An 18,021-nucleotide genomic window follows, 5' to 3' on the forward strand; every position below is an offset into this window, starting at 1 on the left:
GAAGCGACAAAGATCCTCCTGAGCACCCAACGCCGCGAGGCCCGTGTGGCGCCGAGCGGCTTGCATCAGGAGCAGAAGGCATGTTGCTCACAGAACGGCTCATAAGCGGTTTGGAGCGAAGCGACATAAAGTTACGAAGCCCTCACTAATTCCGGGCCGGGCAGGACCGCGTCCAATTTCTCCACGGCTTCTTTGAGGGAGGCGAGCCCTTCGAAGCCTTTGGCGGAAGGTCCTAGCTCGGCCGCCAGCTGATTGGCCAACTTGATCGTAACTCGAATGCGGTCTTCCACCAGCAGCGCCCGCAAAGCGCGGGAATCGCCTTCCAGCCAGGTCTGGACCTGCCAGCCCGTTTGGCGCACGCGATTGACGGCATCGCGAAAATCCGTAAGGACTTGGCGGTCCACCATGCCTGCGCTTAAGAGACTTTCCAGCCGGTTAAGTTCGCCCGTGACCCGGGCCACCTGTCTGGATACCTGATCGCTAAAGGCCTTGTCGGCCTCTTTAATTCCGTTCTCGTTCATGCCTTACCCCGGAAGTGCACTGTACTTGTAGCGCTACTGTACTACGACTGCCGGCCCGGAAGAAGTGACGATGGTAACCATTTGGTAGTATTTCCCTGAGGTTCTTATGGTCCGTGAAGCGGTAATCGTTGACGCCGTGCGCACCCCGCTGGGGCGGCGAGATGGCATGCTAAAAGGCTGGCACCCGGTGGACCTTCTGGCGCACACGCTGAGTGGTTTGGTGCAGCGCAACAAGCTTGATCCCGCACTGGTTGACGATGTGATCGCCGGCTGCGTGATGCAGGTGGGCGAGCAGGCGGCGAACATCGCGCGCAACGCGGTCCTGGCCGCCGGTTTTCCCGAATCGGTACCCGCCACCACGGTGGACCGCCAATGCGGCTCCAGCCAGCAAGCCGTCCACTTCGCGGCGCAAGGAGTCATCGCCGGCAGCTATGACGTGGCCATCGCCTGTGGCGTGGAGAGTATGACCCGCGTGCCCATGGGATCGTCCGCGGCGTCGGGCCCGGGCAAACCGTTTGGCGATGTTATGCGGCGGCGCTACAACAACGCGCCATTCAACCAGGGCATCAGCGCGGAGATGATGGCTGAGCGCTGGAAGCTCGACCGCGAGAGTCTGGACCGCTACAGCCTGGAGAGCCATCGGCGAGCAGCCCGCGCCAGCGACGAAGGGTTTTTCTGTCGCGAGATTCTCCCCACGCCCGTCCAGACTGAAAGTGGCCCCAAGAACGTTACTCGCGACGAAGGCATCCGCGCTGAGGCCACGCTGGAAAAGATGGCGACCCTCAAGACCGTCTTCAAACCTGACGGCGTGATCACCGCGGCCAACTCTTCCCAGATCACCGATGGCGCGGCCGCCGTGCTGGTCATGGAACGCGCTATGGCGGAACGCATGGGCTTGAAGCCGCTGGCCCGCTTTGTGGCCTTTGCTCTGGCGGGCGAAGATCCGGTACTGATGCTTAGCGCCCCGATTCCCGCTACGCGCCGCATATTGGAGAAGTCAGGCTTGAAGCTGGAAGCCATGGACCGAATTGAAATCAATGAAGCGTTCGCCAGCGTGGTGCTGGCCTGGCAAAAGGAAACTCAGGCTGACTTATCGCGAGTGAACGCGAACGGCGGCGCCATCGCCCTGGGGCATCCCCTGGGCGCGAGCGGCGCGCGGCTGATGTCCACGCTGGTCCACGAGTTGGTCCGCAGCGGCGGGCGTTACGGACTCCAGACGATGTGTGAAGGCGGCGGCATGGCCAACGCTACCATCATCGAAAGGCTGTCTTAAATGGCTATCCTTGGTGGATGCGGAGAAGGGAAGCAAAGTTGGCGCGAAAAACGTTGGTAACAGGCGTAACCAGGAAGGCACTTTTCTTGTTTCCGCTGCCGCCGGATGACCTTAATATAAGGACCAGCGTCTAACCGTAAGAAAGCAGATTTTTGCCGTGTGGACTGTTGTCAGCGTGAAGCCCGAAGAAACGCAACTGGTGGCCATGGACCAGCCCTTGCGCAAACGCTGGAGTCTCTCCGTGCTGGGCTCAGCAGCCGCGCACATCGCAGCCCTGTTGGTCCTCTGCTGGCCGGTTGCGCCGGTCTTCGTCAAGCCTAACGTCATCGCCCGCGGAGAGGGTGGCACGTCCACGCCGGTCTCTATCGCGCTGTACCTGCCGGCGGACACGCAAATTGTTTCGCAGTCGCAGCCGCCGCTGCTGTCTCTGCCGGTGATGACCCGGCAACAGCAATTGGCCAAGTTGCGCGCCAAGAAACGAACCAATCTTCTGGAAGAACAACGAGCGGCCAACGCGGACGAAGCCGGCTCCAAACAAGGCTCGGAACTGGATGGCCCGGCCTTTGGCGACGAAGTGATTCCTGCCCTGGTGCAGACATTTCCCGATCCCAAAATCCAGCGCAGTGAAATTCCCAGCGGAGTGCAGGGAGACGTGGTGGTGGAGATCACTATTGATGCCCAGGGCAACGTGGTGGAAGAGAGACTGCTGAAGGGAATTGGCTACGGAATTGATGAACGAGTCATTGCCGCCGTGCGCGGCTGGAGATTCCGTCCAGCCACCCGAAACGGGGTGCCCATTCCGTCCAAGCATGACGTCCTTTACCACTTCCCCAGTTAACAAGGTTGAATCAGGCGCGATGAGTAGCTTTGAAACCGCTTCTATCGCCAGGCGAATAAAAAGCCAAACTCCAATAGGATATTCCACTACTAGGCATAGTTTGCGCGCCTTGCGGCCAATCTAGGTTTGTCTACTGCGCGAACCTCAAGGCACGGCTAAGCAGCTAGATTAGATCTCTGCACCAGGAAATGACCATCGCTGTGCGATATTGTTCCGCTTCGCGCCTGTTCTCAATTGAACACAGGCACCCTAGTTAGGATGGGGCGAAGCTTTAACCTCTGTAGCCTTCCGTGCAAGAGCATTCCTGCCCGCTGAATCGGCGATTGCCTTGTGGAAAAGCATCCACGTCCTGCACTTACAAGAGCTGAAACGTCCTAATGTTTCTAACATTAGGCGTTGGCAGGAGCACAGGATCTATGCATGAAATATGCGGTTAAGGTGCATAGCCGAGCTTCATGCGCCAGCCCGAAAAGACAGGATGGAACACTTCTTTAGTTCAAACAACCCTATTGGTTAATAAGAATAAAAAAAGCATCTTCCCAACGTAATACTATCTATGTTGCAGGATACATGAGCGTGGACCATGTCCCCGGATAGATATTTGGTAGTGGGCTAGTTTAACCGCGAGGGTAATTAAAGAAAATCACCAGCAACTTCAATTCATCTTGCCAGGCTGCGCATTCCGCTGATAGCATTGCACGCGGAAGGAGCTATATGGATACGCAACAGATACTGTCAGAGTTAGAAGCAGAACGGGACCGTTTGGAGCAAGCAATTACTGCCCTAAAGGGATCCCTGAGTGGCCGTCGCGGAGCGGGACCCGCGGGCCGGGGCAGGCGCGGCCGTCGCCGCTTGAGTGCAGCAGCAAAACGGCGCATTTCGGAAATGATGAAAAAGCGCTGGGCGGAACGCAAGCGTGCGATGAAAGCAGCGTAAAGCAACAGCAAGATCAAAGGTATAAAGGGGGCCGCTGAAAGCAGCGGCCCTCTTTATTTCCCGGGGCTGCATTCCTGCCGGGTTTGCGATTCTGCCCAGGTGTGATTGAATACCCGCATGGTCCGGTGTCTCTTTCTGCTGTTCACTGCAGCGCTCATCTGCACGGCCGCTCAAGGCCAGGACAACTACGAAATACAAGTCTATGGCGCCGACACGGTTGAGCCCCGTTCCACCATGGTTGAGTTTCACACCAACTTTGCCGCGCAAGGCAGCAAGACGGCCGCAAACGGTGTTGCGCCCACCAACCACGCCATTCATGAAACTATTGAAATCACCCAGGGGTTCAATGACTGGTTTGAAACCGGGTTCTACATCTTTACCAGCGCTCGCTCCGGCGACGGCTGGGACTGGGTGGGCGATCACGTTCGTCCGCGCTTCCGCATCCCCGAGAAATGGAAGTGGCCGGTAGGGCTGAGCCTGTCCAATGAGATCGGCTATCAGCGGCGGAAGTTCTCGCAAGACACGTGGACGTGGGAGATGCGTCCCATCGTGGACAAGAAGCTGGGACGGTGGTACTTCTCGTTCAATCCCACCTTTGACAAGTCTTTGCACGGCGACAATTCCGGCAAAGGCTTTGAATTCTCACCCAACGCCAAGGTCTCTTACGATTTCTCCAAGCGCGTGAGCGGCGGCCTGGAATATTACGGCGCCATGGGCCCGGTCAGCAGTGTTGATCCGCTGGCGGAACAGCAACAGCAGTTTTTCCCGTCGGTGGACCTCAATGTCTCCCCCGACTGGGAACTCAACTTCGGGGTGGGCTGGGGCGTGACCCGTTCCACCGATCATCTCATCGTCAAAGCCATCGTCGGACGGCGGTTCAACTGGAAGAAGAAAGCGGATTCTTCGCGATAACCGGATGCGGCGAACTATAATCTGCGCTGGTTGATATCGAACCGAGGTGCAGATGCTTCGCACAATCCTTCTGCTCTGCCTTGCCTTAGGAATGACTGTGGACGTTTACTGCCAGGACCGCGCTTACGGACGCTCCGTTGTGATGACGGACCGGGGCATCGTCGCCACCAGCCATTATCTTGCCTCGCAGGCCGGTGCGCAGGTGCTGGCGAAAGGCGGTTCGGCCATGGACGCCGCCATCGCCGCCAATGCGCTGCTGGGCGTCACCGAACCGATGATGAACGGAATCGGCGGCGACCTGTTCCTGATTTACTGGGACGCAAAAGCGGGAAAACTCTACGGGCTGAACGCCAGCGGCTGGGCGCCGGCCAAGCTCACGCCGCAGTACCTGGCGCGCGAAGGTTTCAAGGCCATGCCGCGCGAAGGAATCCACAGCGTGACCGTTCCGGGCACTGTGGAAGGTTGGAGCCAGGCCCACAAGCGTTTTGGACGCTTGCCCTGGAAAGACCTTTTCACTGCGGCTATCTATTACGCCGATCATGGCTACGCCGTGCCGGAGATCATCCACGACTATTGGGTTGACGGCGAAGCCAAGATGCAGAAGACGGAAGAAGCGCGGCGCGTGTTTCTTTCCGGCGGGAAAGCTCCGCAGCTCGGCGCCAGGTTTTCCAATCCTGATCTGGGGAAAGCGCTGCGCTTGATCGCCCAGCAGGGTCGCGACGCATTTTACAAAGGCGAGATTGCTAACGCCATCGTCATTACGTCTACTGCGTTTGGCGGGACCATGCGCCTGGAAGACCTGAGCGAGTTTTCCGCCGAGTGGGTGGAACCTATTTCCATTGATTACCGTGGCTGGACCGTCTACGAACTTCCTCCCAACGGCCAGGGCATGGCCGCGCTGGAGATGCTGAACATCATGGGCACGTTCGCGCCCGACAGCGCCGGGCCGCAAAGCACAGCGGAGCTCCACAAGAAGATTGAAGCCATGAAGCTGGCCTACGCGGACCTCTATCGCTACAACGCTGATCCGCGTTTCGCCAAAGTCCCCGTCAAAGGCTTGCTGTCCAAGGAATACGCGGCGCAGCGGGCGTCGCAGATCAACCCGGACAACGCCGACTGCAATCCAGGGACGGGAAGTCCCGCCACCAGCGACACCATCTATCTTGCTGCCGTGGACAAAGAAGGCAACATCGCTTCGCTGATCCAGAGCAACTATTCGGCGTTTGGTTCCGGCGTGGTGGTAAAGGGAATGGGGTTTGCTCTGCAGAACCGCGGGGCGTTGTTTGTGCTGGACCCCAATCATCCCAACGTTCTCCAGCCGCGCAAGCGGCCGTTCCACACCATTATTCCCGCGTTCATGCAGCGCGGCGACGAGCGCATCGGCTTTGGCATCATGGGCGGCGCCAACCAGCCGCTGGCCCACGCGCAATTTGTTTCCAACTTGGTGGACTACGGCATGAACCTGCAGGGCGCGCTGGAAGCTCCGCGCTTCACGGTGGCCGGCAACAACGTGACTTGCGACATCGTGATCGAGTCCCGCGTGAAACCCGAGGTGCTCGACGCCCTTCGCGCCAAGGGCCATAACTTGATCGTCCGCAAGGAATACACTTCGTTGATGGGACGCGGCCAGGCGGTCATGCACAACGCAAAGACCGGGATGAACTCTGCTGGCTCTGATCCTCGTTCTGACGGCGTCGCCGAGCCTGAGCCGTTGCCTTGATCACACGTGTTCTTCAATGGAGGAGATCATCGGCAGCAAGAGCACCGGCTCGCGCATAAACTCAAAACGGTTGATGGCCGCCACCGCGCGGTTCACCGTGGTTTCGTCCGTCGGTTCCAGCGTGATGACGAACGACAGCCGGTCTTTGCGCATGTGCGGTTCCTGGATGACGGAGTCAATATTAATTCCTTGGTCGGCGATGGCCTGGGCTACGCGCGCCAGAATGCCCGGAGCGTCATTCACCGCCAGCCGCAGAAACCAGCGCATGGGATGCAACCGCGCTGACGGACGCAGCGGCTTGGCGTCGTTGAATCCCAGCAGCGCGCTGGGCGCGGTCTGGCCCTTTGCGATCTGCTGGGCGATTTGCAGCACGTCAGACAGCACGGCGGTCCCGGTGGCATCGCCGCCTGCGCCGCGCCCGTAGAGCATTTGCGTTCCCACGCGTTCGCCCGCAATGAAGATGGCGTTGTTGGCGCCGTCAACTTTGGCCAGCATGGAGTCGCGCGGTTCCAGCCACGGCTGCACGGCGATGTGCAGCCCGTCTTTTGTAAGCTCCGCGGACGCCACCAGGCGGATGGTCGAATTCAACCGGTGCGCGTAGTGCAAGTCCGTCGCGGTGATCTGCCGGATGCCGGTCACCGGAATCTCCGCGAGATTGATGCTGTGGCCAAAGGCGATGCGCGCCAGAATCGCGATCTTATCGCGCGCGTCCCAGCCATCAATGTCCAGGCCGGCTTCGGCTTCCGCGTAGCCTGCGGCTTGCGCTTGTTCCAGGGCCGCGGCAAAATCCATGCCGCGCAGCTCCATCTGCGTCAGGATGTAATTACACGTGCCGTTGACGATGCCGTAGATCGCCGTGATGCGGTCCGCTGCCAGCGCTTCTGAGACGGCGCGGATGACCGGAACGCCGCCGGCCACGCTGGCTTCAATGCCGATGGGCAAATTCTTCCGCCGCGCCAGCGCAAACAATTCTTCGCCATGCAGCGCGATCAGCGCTTTGTTCGCGGTGACCACGGCTTTGCCGTTCTCCAACGCCGCCCGCACAACGTCATAGGCCGTGGTGGTTCCGCCCACGGCTTCGACGACGATATCAACATCGTCAGCGGTGACCACCTGCCGCCAGTCGGCGACGATGGCCACGCCGTTCGCGCCGGTCTCGGCGCCGCGCGGCGTTTTGCGGCTGATGCGGGTCACCACCACGGAAACGCCGTTGGTGCGGCGACGAATCTCCTCGGCGTGGCTGGCCAGGATTTCCGCTGTCGCCTTGCCCACCGTGCCGTAGCCGACAATGCCCACGCGCACTTGCTCTCCGCGCGGCAAGGCTGCGTTGGCCGGCTTGGCTTCCGCTGTTGACGTTTCAGTTCCCCGCATAGATCTGCTCCAATGTCCTGATCACCGCAGCCGACGTCGCGTCCATGGGGCCGTAAATGCTCTTCACCCGGTCGCTCAGCATGTACTCCACGTCTTTCAGCATGTGTCCGGTCAGCACCAGCACGACCGTTTCATTTGGCTTCACAAATCCTGACTTCAGCAGCTTCTTCAACCCGGCCAGCGTCGCGGCCGACGCCGGCTCGCAGCCCACGCCTTCCGCGCCCAAGTCGGCTTTGGCTTGCGCGATTTCCTTTTCCGTCACGTCTTCGCACGCGCCGCCGGTGGTCTTGAGCACGGCAACGGCTTTGCGCCAGGACGCCGGGTTGCCGATGCGGATCGCCGTGGCGCGCGTCTCGGCGTTCACGCGGACCAGCGCCGTGCCGCCGTTTTCGCGCATCGAACGCACCAGCGGGTTCGCGCCTGCGGCCTGGATGATGGAAATCTTCGGCAACGTGCTGACCAAGCCCAACTGGTGCAGCTCCAGGAAGCCTTTGCCCAGGGCTGAGCTGTTGGCCAGGTTGCCGCCGGGGACGATCACGTGATCGGGGACCCGCCAATCCAGTTGCTCCATCATTTCAAAGGCCACGGTCTTTTGTCCTTCCAGCCGGTACGGGTTCATCGAATTCAAAAGATACGCGGGGAAGTTCGCAACCACGTCATGCAGCACCTTGAGGCAGCCGTCAAAATCTGTGTGCAGTTGCAGCACATGCGCGCCGTATTCAAGGGCCTGCGCCAGCTTGCCGGAAGTAACCTGGCCCGCGGGCAGCAGCACGATGCTCTTCATCCCTGCCCGCGCCGCGTAGGCCGCAACCGACGCCGACGTGTTTCCCGTGGATGCGCAGCACACCACGGAGAAGCCTTCCGCCCGCGCCATGCTGATCGCCGCTGAAATTCCCGTGTCCTTGAATGAGCCCGTGGGATTCATGCCTTGATGCTTCACCATCAGGTTGGGAAGGTGCAGGTCGCTCGCGCATTTTGTCAGCCGCAGCAGCGGCGTGTTGCCTTCACACATGGTGACAATGTGCCTGCCGTCCACCTGCGGCAGCAGCTCGCGGAAGCGCCAGACGCCGCTGCGGTCTTCAGGAAGCGGGGAGGCGCGGCGCTCACGCCAGATCTCGCGCAGCCGCAATCCAAACTCGCGTGACGCGCCTTCCCATTCGGGATAGATCACTTCCAGCAGTTCTGAGCATTGGCGGCAGCGGAACATTCGGTCAGCGCTGGTTTGCACCACGCCGCAATGCACACAGCGCAGAGCGTGCGTTGCAGCTTGCGAATTCACAGCGGCCGGGTTGGCAGCAGAAATATTCATCGGGCTCCTGAAATCATTGTTTTCCCAAGACTGCCGCGTTGGGCCGCAGGCAGACCGGCACGGCGAAGTCCACTTTGGAGCAGAACTCCTCGTGCACCGCGCGGACCACGTCCGCGGCGGCCGGAGCTCCCACGGCAAAACAAATGCTGAGTTCGCTGGCGCCCTGGGCCACGGCGATCACGCTGACCTCGCGCTTGGCCACAGCGGAGAAGACGCGCCCCAAAATTCCGCACGTGCCTTTCATGGATTCGCCCAGCACGGCGACGACCGCCGCGTCAGTGTTGACCTCCACCGGAAGCAGCACGCCTTGCTCCAGCTCGATGCGGAAGATGGTTTTGATCAGCTTGAGCACGCGCGCGCCGTCTTCCGGACGCAGCACCAGCCCCAGCGCGTGTTCGGGCGACGACTGCGTGGCAAAAAGCACTTCAATCTGTTCCTGGCCAACCCGCAGGAAGAGGCGTCCCCACAGCTCCACCGGATGCACGTCGCGCCGCGTGACCAGGGTGATCAGCGTTGCGTTCTTGACGCAGGTCACCGACTTCACCGGTGAAGTCACCGGCGAAACCGTGTTGGTGATCTTGGTGCCCGGCGCCTCCGGGCGAAAAGAGTTTTTGATCCACACTGGAATGCCCGCGTCGGCGGCGGGGTACGCCGCTTTGGGATGAATGACCTTGGCGCCGTAGTAGGCCAGTTCAATGGCCTCGGCAAAGCTGATCTCGGGCAATGTAGAGGCGTCCGGGCAGATGCGCGGATCGGCGGTGAGCACGCCGTCAACGTCCGTCCAAATCCAGACTTCGTCGGCGCCCGCGGCCGCGCCGATGATGGTGGCGGAATAGTCTGAGCCGCCGCGTCCCAGCGTAGTCGTGCGGCCCTCGCGGTTGGCGCCGCTGTATCCGGCAACCACCGGTGACGCTCCGCGATCAAGGATCGGCAGCAGTGCGGACTTGCAATTGCTACGCGTGGCTTCCATGTCCGGCGCTGCGTTGCCAAAGTTGCTATCGGTGGCGATCACGCGCTCCGCCGCAACAAACTCCGCCGGGCTCCCGGTCTGCTGCAAATAGTTGGCTAGGGCCCACGCGGTGATGCGCTCGCCCAGCGCTACCAGCGAGTCTGCCGTCTGTGCGGAGATGTCCGTGCGCAAAGCCAGCAGAGCGCGGCTGGAGTTTTGCAACTGCTCAACCACCTGGGCGAGAAACTCAGCGGCGGCCGGCGCGGAGCCGTTGAACAGGTCCGCGATCAGTTCGCGGTGCACGGCTTCAAATTTCTTCAAGTTGGCATCCGTGGCCGCAGTGTCGCCCTGGCGGGCGGCGTCAATGGTCTTAAAGATCAGGTCGGTGACGCCGGACATGGCGGAAACCACCACGACGATGCGGTCCTGCTGCGCCGCCTTGCTCACGATCTGCGCGCACTGGCGGACGCGCGCCGCGTTGCCCACGGACGTGCCGCCAAACTTCATCACGATCAAACGCTTGCTGCTCATTCCCTGCTCCCTGACTTCTCTCGCGCAATGCCAGCGGTCTTGCCCACCGGCACCGGCTCGCGCGTGACCCAGGCGCCGTGGTTGTCGGCGGAGGTCGAGCGCGCCTCGGTCTGCATTCCTTCTTCCGCAAAAAGTTCCTGCAACCCTTCCGCGATTTCATTTTCGTTGCGAGTCACAAAACCAATCACTGATGAACCGGAGCCGCTGATGGCCACGCCCAGCAGTCCTTCATACCGGAATTGCAAGCATCGCTCAATTCCAGGGACCAGCTTCTGCCGGTAGGGCTGGTGCAGCTTGTCATGAAAGAGTTCCGGGAAGAGATCAAAATTTCCGGAGAAGCAGGTCGCGGCCAGCAGAGCAGTGCGCTGCAACGTATGCAGCACATCTTCGCGGACGTACGCCTGCGGCAGCGCCTGGCGCGCCTCGTGCGTCGGCACGGTTGCCGATGGCGTCACCACCACCAGGCGTATGCTTTCAGGAAAATCAGTCTTCAACGCGACCGCTTTCTCCACGTTGTTTGACAAAGCCAGCACCAGGCCGCCATGGTAAGCTGCGGCCGCGTTGTCAATGTGTCCTTCAATCTCGTTCGCCCAGCGCAAGATGTCTTCCGCGGCGGCGTCCTTGCCGGAGTAACGCGCGCCCAGCAACAGGCCGGCAATCACCGCGGCGGCGCTGCTGCCCAGACCCACGCTGATGGGAATCTCGCTCTCCACCAGTACGTGTCCGGCGGGAGGCGGCGCGTCCAGCTCGGCCGCGGCAAAGCGCAGCGCATGCAGAATCAAATTGGAGTCGTCAACGGGGAAGCGGTCAGGAGTTTGCCCGCGATATTTCAAGGTGAGCTGGTCGCCCTGGCCGGGCGCAAACAGGGCGTTTAGGTACAGCTTCAGCGCCAGCCCGCCGCAATCGAAGGCGCACCCCAGGTTGGCTGACGTCGCCGGTACCACAGCGCGCCAGCCGTAACCACCTTCAGGACCGAGTTGGTTTCTTAAGGTCATTTTTCTCGTCTTACTGATTTCCGATCCTTCTTTCCGGGCTCGCGAATTGCTTTTTCCTTCCGCGTGCTTCCCGATCACGGCGATCACGTGCGATCACGGCGATCTCGGCGATGGGCGCGCTCCGCGCGGCCCCCTGCTCCCCACTTCATCCCCAAATCTAAAGGACTTACGCCATTCATCCCCGGCGATGATTTTTTGCCTCCCCAATAAAGCGAAAAACCCACTCGCTCTGGGGGCGAGTGGGTCAGGAACTTATGATTGCTTCAGTTCTTATTTCACCGGCTCGCCAGAATATCGCATGCATGTAGTTGTCCCTGTGCTTGTGCCTGTTGTGCACGTGGGCATAGCCATCGCGATGTTCTGGGTGCGGTACATCAGGCACGACTATAGCGTTGCTGGGCGGTGGGAGTCAAGGGAAAGCTTGACGTCGGCGACCCGGCGAATCCGCAGCACCATGGCGCAATCCCTTTTCTTTTCATGATCTTGGATGGCGGCTCCGCGCCTGGCGTGGAGCCTGCCAGGGACGACTGCATGCTCGGTTAGCTAGCCGGTTTGCCTGTTCAAATTAAGCATCTTTAATAACATCCGCTCGCTCGTTAGACGGCGGCCGGCATGACGGCCTCGATGCCACGCAATTTTTGAACCTCCGCGACCATCTCATTTGGTTAACACTTCTCTCTCGCAGACCGTCTTGTGCCCCAAGAAGTGCAGCCTTCGAAAGGGAAGTGTGAAGACAATGAAATCCTCTCTACCCGTTTCTTTGCGCATGTCGTCCATTCTTCTTGTTGTGTTGGGTCTGCTGACGTTCGCTGGTTCACACCAGCCGCCGTTGCGCGCGCAAAGTGCGGCGCCTGACCCCAGTCTTACCGTGCATGAATGGGGTACCTTTACTTCCATCGCGGGCACAGACGGGCAGGCGGTGGAGTGGCTGCCGCTTACCGGGTCCACTGACCTCCCCGGGTTCGTCGAACACTTTCGCAATACCGGATTCAAGCAGGGACTTTGGGGAACGGTGCGCATGGAAACGCCGGTCCTCTATTTCTACACGCCCCGCGATTTGACCGTGTCCGTGCAGGTGGCGTTTGCCAAGGGCCTGATCACGGAGTGGTACCCGCACGCCAGCCAGGTCAAGCAGGAAGCAGCCATCTATGATGCGTCCCTTCTTCAGAAGCGTGGCGACGGGAGTATCTCCTGGGATTCCGTGAGGCTGCAGCCGGGGAACAACGTGGTGTTCCCGCGCGAAACCCGCGACAATGGCAATCACTACTACGCGGCGCGCGAGACCGGCGCAACACCGCTGCGCGTGCAGACTCCGGCCGGTGACCAGCATGAAAAGTTTCTGTTCTATCGCGGTGTCTCGGTTTTTTCTGTACCCGTGGCCGCCACATTCGCCGCCGACGGCAAATTGCTGGTCAAGAACCTGACCAAAGCGGAGATCCCCGGCGTGATTCTCTTTGAGCGTCGCGGAGAAAAAGTGGGCTACCGTATCAGCGGCAGCTTGCACAATGAGGTCGCGGTGGCCCCGCCGGAGCTGACCTCAACCGTGGAGTCGCTCTACGGCGACCTGGAAGAAATCCTGGTGGCCCGCGGCCTCTACCGCGACGAGGCCCACGCCATGCTGGAAACCTGGCGCAATTCCTGGTTTGAAGAAGGCAGCCGCGTGTTCTACATTGTGCCGCCGGGGTTCGTGGACTCCATTCTCCCTTTGTCCATCCATCCCGCGCCGGCGCAGACCGTGCGCCTCTTCGTCGGGCGGCTGGAAGTTGTGAGTCCCGCAACCGAAAAAGCCGTGCGTACCGCTCTGGCCAAGCATGATGAGGTGACGCTGGGAAAGTACAGCCGCTTCCTCGAACCGATCATGGCCATGATCCGGGCCAAGGACAATGCGCAAGCCAGACAACTGGGCATCGCGAACGCCCGCGCGGTCCGGTAGGAGCCTGTCCCTCAAGATCCAGGAGATGAGAAAGATGAGTCTTGACAGTCTCCCCATTCATCTATAATTTCTACCTATGCGAATTCTTTGCCAGGAGATGTGTATGTGTTGCCGCTGTCAGGCGACATCCATTTCTCTGGCCAATGAAGCCGCTACCTAAAAAGCAATCATTCAAGTTTAGGAAGGGCCTATCGCCAGAAAAAGCGATGGGCCTTTTGCTTTTTGCGGTGAAGTTGCAAGGCTTAGATCGCAACGCTAGCAGGGCTGGAAAGTGGGAGCCATGGGTACACAGATCGCAGCGGTGAACGAGAGCGCAAAAGAAAGCAAGGCGCAGCGCGCCGAGCGTCTCAAGCAGGAGAAGAATCCCTGGGAGTGCCTGGAGGAAATCCGCAGCTTCGCTCGCGGCGGGTACACGGACATCCCTGAAAGCTGGATCAAGACTTACTTCCGCTGGTGGGGCGTGTACACGCAGGGCGACGGCGCCGGCGTGCTCGGCGGCGCGGGCGGCGAAGGCAAGGCTCTGCCATATTTCATGCTGCGTATCCGGCTGGGCAGCGGAATCATAAGCGCGCGCCAACTTCGCGCGATTGCAGGCCTGTCAGAAAAGTACGCGCGCGGTTCCGCTGACATCACCGTCCGCCAGAACATACAGCTCCACTGGATCACCATCCAGGACCTGCCGGACGTCCTGCAGGGGCTCTTTGAAGCCGGCATCACTTCCTTGGCGACTTGCGGCGACGTCACGCGCAACATTACCGGCTGCCCGCTGGCCGGACTGGACGCGCACGAACTGTGCGACGCTTCGCCGCTGGTGGCGCAAGCCGAGAAACTGCTCGTCGGCAACGCGGATTACTACAACCTGCCGCGCAAATACAAAATCAGCATCAGCGGCTGCCGCGACTGGTGCGCCTATCCCGAGATCAACGATCTGGCGTTCACGCCCGCCGTGCGTGAAGTGAACGGCCAGCGCGAAGTGGGATTCTCGGTGCGCGTTGCCGGCGGACTTTCCACGGACCCGCACCTGGCCGTGCGGTTGAACGCCTTCGTCGCCTGGGACCAGGTGGTTCCCGTCGCCCAGGCGGTAAGCGGGCTTTTCCGCGACGCCGCGCCGCTGCGCGAGAATCGCGAACGCGCGCGCCTCAAGTTCTTGTTCCTGAATCATGGCTGGACGGCGGAAAGCTTCCTGGCGGAAGTGGAGCGGCGTCTGGGGTTCAATCTTGCTCCTGCCGTGCCGGAGGAAATTCCCGCGGACATTTTCCGCGACCACGCGGGCGTTCATCCGCAGAAGCAGCCGGGGTTGTTCTACGTGGGCGCGGCTGTGCTGCGCGGCCGGATTTCGCCGGAACAAATGCGCGCGGCAGCCGCTCTCGCCGAGAAATACGGCACCGGCGATCTGCGCACCACCATCACCCAGAACCTGGTGATCGTGAACATCCCCAAAGCGCAGACGGCGGCGGTGGTGGTGGGACTGGAGTCCGCCGGCTTACATGTGACGGCGTCGCCCTTCTGGCGCGGCGCGGTGGCGTGCACCGGCACTGAGTTTTGCAAACTGGCCATTACGGAAACCAAGTCTTTCACCCGCTGGCTGGTGGAAGAGATGGAAGACCGCCTGCCGGTCTTCGACCAGCCGTTAAAGCTCAACGTGACCGGCTGCCCCAACAGTTGCGGGCAGCATCGCATCGCTGACATTGGTTTGGAGGGCAAGAAACTCAAAGTCAACGGCCGCATGGCCGACGCCTACTATTTCTGCCTGGGCGGGGCGGTGGGCGAGTACGCGGGGTTCGGGCGTCCGGTGGGCTATCGCTGCCCGGCTGCCGAGGTTCCCGACGCGATTGAACGTCTGCTGCGCGAATATCTGGAGCGCCGCCGTGCGGGCGAAAACCTGCGGCAGTTTTTCGCGCGCCATTCTGAAGAGCAGCTGCGCACGTTTCTTGCCGGACAGGCGTTGGCCCCGGTGCCGCGCGATCCTGCGCCCGGTCGCGTGCCCCACGGGGCGGAAGGGTAAGGCAGACCATGGCTCTCTATCCGATTTTTCTCAAACTCGAAGGGCGCAAAGTACTGATCGTGGGCGGCGGCGCCATCGCTGAAGAAAAGCTGGAAGGCGTGCTGCGCTCGGCGACGGACGTCACCGTGGTTTCGCCGCGCGTTTCTTCGCGCATACAGCGCTGGGCCCGACAGGGACTGCTCAAACTCGTAATGCAGGAATACCATCGAGGCATGGCTGCGGACTATTTTCTGGTGATCGCCGCCACGGAAGTGGAAGCCGTGAACCGGGCAGTCTACGAAGACGCGCAGCAAGCCGGCGCGCTGGGCAACGCCGTGGACGATCCCGCTTACTGCGATTTTTACTCGCCCTCAGTGGTGAGCCGCGGCCCGTTTCAGATTGCCATATCCACCGGCGGACACAGCCCAGCGCTGGCCCAGCAAGTGCGAAAAAAGCTGGAGCAGCAATACGGCCCGGAGTTCGGGCCCTGGACGGAGTGGCTGGGACGCATGCGTTCCACCCTGCGCAGCGTGCTGCCGCCGGGGGAACGCCGCAAGCAATTGCTGCATCTTATAGCGTTGTGCAAACCGAAGTCCGCTTTGCAGCAGGACCTGAATTTCGGAGGTGAATAAAATGACCCAACATCAGAAGAACCTGGAAGCCAAGATCAGAGAAGCCCTGAAAGAGCACCAGCATGAAGGGCTGCACATGATCGGCGGCGTGGACCAACTGGTGCACCGCCTGGTCAATGCCGTGGAAGATTGGCTGGAAGAAGAGCGCACCACCGGTCGCAAGAGCGCCTAGCGCTCAAGCAGGCGCGCGGAGAAAACGCGCGTGGAGAAAACGCGCGGAGAAATTGCGCGCAGCGAAGCGCGCGGAGAAGACCGCGCAGGGAACTGCGCGGAGAAAGCGCGCGCGGGAAACCGCGCGAAGAATAAATGACCGGCAAAGTACATTTCGTCGGCGCCGGGCCCGGCCCGGCTGACCTGCTCACCGGGCGGGCCGTCGCTGCCCTGCGCGCCGCTGACGTTGTGCTGCATGACGACCTGGTCACCCCCGAGGTGCTCGGCTTGGCGGGGGATTCCGCGCGCATCATCAACGTGGGCAAGCGCTGTGGCCGCCGGGGCGCGAGCACGACGCAAGACCAGATCAACGCTCTGATGATCTGGCACGCGCGCCGGGGAAAGGCCGTGGTCCGCCTCAAGTCCGGGGACCCCGCGGTCTTCGGACGCCTGGGCGAAGAACTGGACGCGCTGCGCCGCGCCGGCGTGTCTGTCGAGATTGTTCCCGGCGTAACGGCGGCGTCCGCTGCGGCCGCAGCTGCGGGCATCACGCTGACGGACCGCAACGCCGCGTCGTCGCTGGTGGTGACCACGGCGCACAACATCCGCGGTGAAAAGCTGCGTGCCGGCGGGTTCGATCCTGCACGGACCACCTTCGCCGTGTACATGCCGGGCCCGGATTACAACAAGACCGCCCGCGAGCTAATGGAGGCCGGCGTGGACGCCAACACCCCGTGCCTGCTGCTCTCCAGCGCAGGTCGCGCGGGCGAGCAAAAATGCTTCATGGTTTTGTTGGACCTGCCTTTTGCAACCGGCGTGGCGGCGCCGGCAGTGTTGATTGTGGGCGAAGTGGCACGACGCGTTTCCGATGAAACGGGCCAAGAGGCTGCTGATCTCTTCGGCGTTGCATCAACGATTTTCAACAAGCGCCGGGACCCCGCGATCCATCGCACCCTGGTTCCATTGCAGTCGTAGCCGCGACCGCTGCCCTTATTCGATATCGGCTACCTTGCCTTTTATGAAAATGATTTTCAGTTTTGGCTGGCTGTAGTTGTAAATCAGCTTCAAGTTTGCGCCCTTTGCCTGGGATGTCGGCTTTCCGCAAGCGGCTTCTACTTGGTCAACGGTCTGCCCAACCTCAGGGTTGCAGGCCGACGCCGGATCATCCGGTTGCTGGTCCTGGCCGCCACCTTGCTGGGCCTGCCCGCCGCCGTTGCCCTGTCCGCCGCCGCCGTTGCCCTGGTTGTCGTTACCTTGTTGCCCTTGGTTGTTTCCGCCGTCGCCTTGTTGGTCCCCGCCACCCTGTTTGAACACCGTGGCGATGGTATCTTCCACCTGGGACACGTTCTCCGGCTTGAGGTCCTTGAAGTGGAAGACAATTTCGCCTTTGTACGGATTCTGCTGGTCGCCGGCCTGCTTGCAGGTGATGATGGAGAACTTGACCTCGCCCTTGCCCTCGTCCACTTCCAGCTTGACGGGGTAGACGGTGTCTCCGGTGGTCACCACATCCATCGGTTGTTGCGCGGCTTGATCGCCGACTTTCGAGCTGCCCGCCCCGATCACTCCTCCAACTTTGGGGACGTGTGACAACCACCCGCCCGCTTTGGCGATTTTTTCGCCATTGCACGCGGTGCTGGGCGTCTTGAGCTTGCCGTCCGTGTAGTGGTTGGTGCACTTGGCAATCGTGGTGCCGGTCGAGCTGACGGGAAGAATGCGCATGCCGCCCACATTGCTTTGCGCCACCAGAGCGCTGTCTGGGTTGCCGACATGGCAGCCGTCTGTGCCCCGGGCATACTTATACACTGCCTCCAGTTGGTCCTTCACCGTCTGCGCTTGAAGCTTGGAAACGGTGATGGCCAGGGCGAAGATCAGGGTGAGTGTGCAAATGCAGCGGAAGAGATTCTTGCTCATCATCAGGCTACTCCTTTTGCGGGCTTAAGGTTGCCGTCGGAAGTTTTGTTTCGCGC

15 protein-coding genes are annotated in these 18,021 nt (G+C 61.0%); 9 read left to right on the plus strand and 6 right to left on the minus strand.

Annotated elements, in window-relative coordinates; translation table 11 throughout:
• Positions 1-131: 131 nt before the first annotated feature.
• Complete coding sequence (locus LAO20_14910) at positions 132-521, minus strand: hypothetical protein (protein ID MBZ5532718.1); 390 nt, start codon at positions 519-521, stop codon at positions 132-134.
• A 106-nt stretch (positions 522-627) separates the two neighbouring features.
• Here LAO20_14910 and LAO20_14915 point away from each other — a divergent pair, with 106 nt between their 5' ends.
• From LAO20_14915 to ggt, 4 genes are all read left to right on the plus strand, one after another.
• Complete coding sequence (locus LAO20_14915) at positions 628-1,794, plus strand: thiolase family protein (protein MBZ5532719.1); 1,167 nt, start codon at positions 628-630, stop codon at positions 1,792-1,794.
• Positions 1,795-1,951: 157 nt separating this feature from the next.
• Positions 1,952-2,632 carry an energy transducer TonB gene (locus LAO20_14920; protein MBZ5532720.1) on the plus strand — a complete coding sequence of 227 codons (681 nt, stop codon included), beginning with the start codon at positions 1,952-1,954 and terminating at the stop codon, positions 2,630-2,632.
• 1,053 nt (positions 2,633-3,685) lie between these two features.
• Positions 3,686-4,480 carry a hypothetical protein gene (locus tag LAO20_14925; GenBank protein MBZ5532721.1) on the plus strand — a complete coding sequence of 265 codons (795 nt, stop codon included), beginning with the start codon at positions 3,686-3,688 and terminating at the stop codon, positions 4,478-4,480.
• Positions 4,481-4,532: 52 nt separating this feature from the next.
• Positions 4,533-6,200, plus strand: a complete 1,668-nt coding sequence (gene ggt / locus LAO20_14930) for a gamma-glutamyltransferase (GenBank protein MBZ5532722.1) — start codon at positions 4,533-4,535, stop codon at positions 6,198-6,200.
• On the opposite strand, the gene LAO20_14935 is transcribed toward ggt, so the two are convergent.
• From LAO20_14935 to thrB, 4 genes are all read right to left on the minus strand, one after another.
• Positions 6,201-7,571: a homoserine dehydrogenase gene (locus tag LAO20_14935; GenBank protein ID MBZ5532723.1), complete on the minus strand. Its 1,371-nt coding sequence runs from the start codon at positions 7,569-7,571 to the stop codon at positions 6,201-6,203.
• A complete protein-coding gene (gene thrC, locus LAO20_14940) occupies positions 7,558-8,778 on the minus strand; it encodes a threonine synthase (protein ID MBZ5532724.1) in 1,221 nt (406 codons plus the stop codon). Before thrC ends, LAO20_14935 begins: the two co-directional genes overlap by 14 nt.
• A 115-nt stretch (positions 8,779-8,893) precedes the next feature.
• Positions 8,894-10,360, minus strand: a complete 1,467-nt coding sequence (locus LAO20_14945) for an aspartate kinase (protein MBZ5532725.1) — start codon at positions 10,358-10,360, stop codon at positions 8,894-8,896.
• Positions 10,357-11,355 (minus strand): homoserine kinase, encoded by a 999-nt coding sequence (gene thrB / locus LAO20_14950; GenBank protein MBZ5532726.1) that lies wholly within the window; start codon positions 11,353-11,355, stop codon positions 10,357-10,359. Before thrB ends, LAO20_14945 begins: the two co-directional genes overlap by 4 nt.
• Positions 11,356-12,091: 736 nt before the next feature.
• On the opposite strand from thrB, the gene LAO20_14955 reads away from it, so the two are divergent.
• The 5 genes from LAO20_14955 to cobA all read left to right on the plus strand — a co-directional run bounded on the left by LAO20_14955 (position 12,092) and on the right by cobA (position 17,029).
• Positions 12,092-13,288, plus strand: coding sequence for a hypothetical protein (locus tag LAO20_14955; GenBank protein MBZ5532727.1), 1,197 nt, complete (start codon positions 12,092-12,094; stop codon positions 13,286-13,288).
• A gap of 280 nt (positions 13,289-13,568) precedes the next feature.
• Positions 13,569-15,293 carry a nitrite/sulfite reductase gene (locus LAO20_14960; GenBank protein MBZ5532728.1) on the plus strand — a complete coding sequence of 575 codons (1,725 nt, stop codon included), beginning with the start codon at positions 13,569-13,571 and terminating at the stop codon, positions 15,291-15,293.
• 8 nt (positions 15,294-15,301) lie between these two features.
• Positions 15,302-15,904 carry a bifunctional precorrin-2 dehydrogenase/sirohydrochlorin ferrochelatase gene (locus tag LAO20_14965; protein ID MBZ5532729.1) on the plus strand — a complete coding sequence of 201 codons (603 nt, stop codon included), beginning with the start codon at positions 15,302-15,304 and terminating at the stop codon, positions 15,902-15,904.
• A gap of 1 nt (position 15,905) precedes the next feature.
• Positions 15,906-16,076, plus strand: a complete 171-nt coding sequence (locus LAO20_14970) for a hypothetical protein (protein MBZ5532730.1) — start codon at positions 15,906-15,908, stop codon at positions 16,074-16,076.
• 134 nt (positions 16,077-16,210) lie between these two features.
• The gene (cobA, locus tag LAO20_14975) at positions 16,211-17,029 is read left to right on the plus strand and encodes a uroporphyrinogen-III C-methyltransferase (protein ID MBZ5532731.1); all 819 of its coding nucleotides are present in this window, start codon (positions 16,211-16,213) and stop codon (positions 17,027-17,029) included.
• A gap of 15 nt (positions 17,030-17,044) precedes the next feature.
• Here the strand turns inward: cobA and LAO20_14980 are convergent, their stop codons facing one another.
• Positions 17,045-17,968 carry a hypothetical protein gene (locus LAO20_14980; GenBank protein ID MBZ5532732.1) on the minus strand — a complete coding sequence of 308 codons (924 nt, stop codon included), beginning with the start codon at positions 17,966-17,968 and terminating at the stop codon, positions 17,045-17,047.
• Positions 17,969-18,021: the final 53 nt, after the last annotated feature.

The organism is Terriglobia bacterium (assembly GCA_020072815.1).
In the GTDB taxonomy this organism is placed as follows: Bacteria; Acidobacteriota; Terriglobia; order Terriglobales; family Acidobacteriaceae; genus Angelobacter.

Coding starts and splice junctions, on each gene's coding strand:
- LAO20_14915 (MBZ5532719.1), top strand. CDS start 628: ATGGTCCGTGAAGCGGTAATCGTTGACGCCGTGCGCACCCCGCTGGGG.
- thrB (MBZ5532726.1), bottom strand. CDS start 11,355: ATGACCTTAAGAAACCAACTCGGTCCTGAAGGTGGTTACGGCTGGCGC.
- LAO20_14935 (MBZ5532723.1), bottom strand. CDS start 7,571: ATGCGGGGAACTGAAACGTCAACAGCGGAAGCCAAGCCGGCCAACGCA.
- LAO20_14970 (MBZ5532730.1), top strand. CDS start 15,906: ATGACCCAACATCAGAAGAACCTGGAAGCCAAGATCAGAGAAGCCCTG.
- LAO20_14960 (MBZ5532728.1), top strand. CDS start 13,569: ATGGGTACACAGATCGCAGCGGTGAACGAGAGCGCAAAAGAAAGCAAG.
- thrC (MBZ5532724.1), bottom strand. CDS start 8,778: ATGTTCCGCTGCCGCCAATGCTCAGAACTGCTGGAAGTGATCTATCCC.
- ggt (MBZ5532722.1), top strand. CDS start 4,533: ATGCTTCGCACAATCCTTCTGCTCTGCCTTGCCTTAGGAATGACTGTG.
- LAO20_14925 (MBZ5532721.1), top strand. CDS start 3,686: ATGGTCCGGTGTCTCTTTCTGCTGTTCACTGCAGCGCTCATCTGCACG.
- cobA (MBZ5532731.1), top strand. CDS start 16,211: ATGACCGGCAAAGTACATTTCGTCGGCGCCGGGCCCGGCCCGGCTGAC.
- LAO20_14955 (MBZ5532727.1), top strand. CDS start 12,092: ATGAAATCCTCTCTACCCGTTTCTTTGCGCATGTCGTCCATTCTTCTT.
- LAO20_14965 (MBZ5532729.1), top strand. CDS start 15,302: ATGGCTCTCTATCCGATTTTTCTCAAACTCGAAGGGCGCAAAGTACTG.
- LAO20_14910 (MBZ5532718.1), bottom strand. CDS start 521: ATGAACGAGAACGGAATTAAAGAGGCCGACAAGGCCTTTAGCGATCAG.
- LAO20_14945 (MBZ5532725.1), bottom strand. CDS start 10,360: ATGAGCAGCAAGCGTTTGATCGTGATGAAGTTTGGCGGCACGTCCGTG.
- LAO20_14980 (MBZ5532732.1), bottom strand. CDS start 17,968: ATGATGAGCAAGAATCTCTTCCGCTGCATTTGCACACTCACCCTGATC.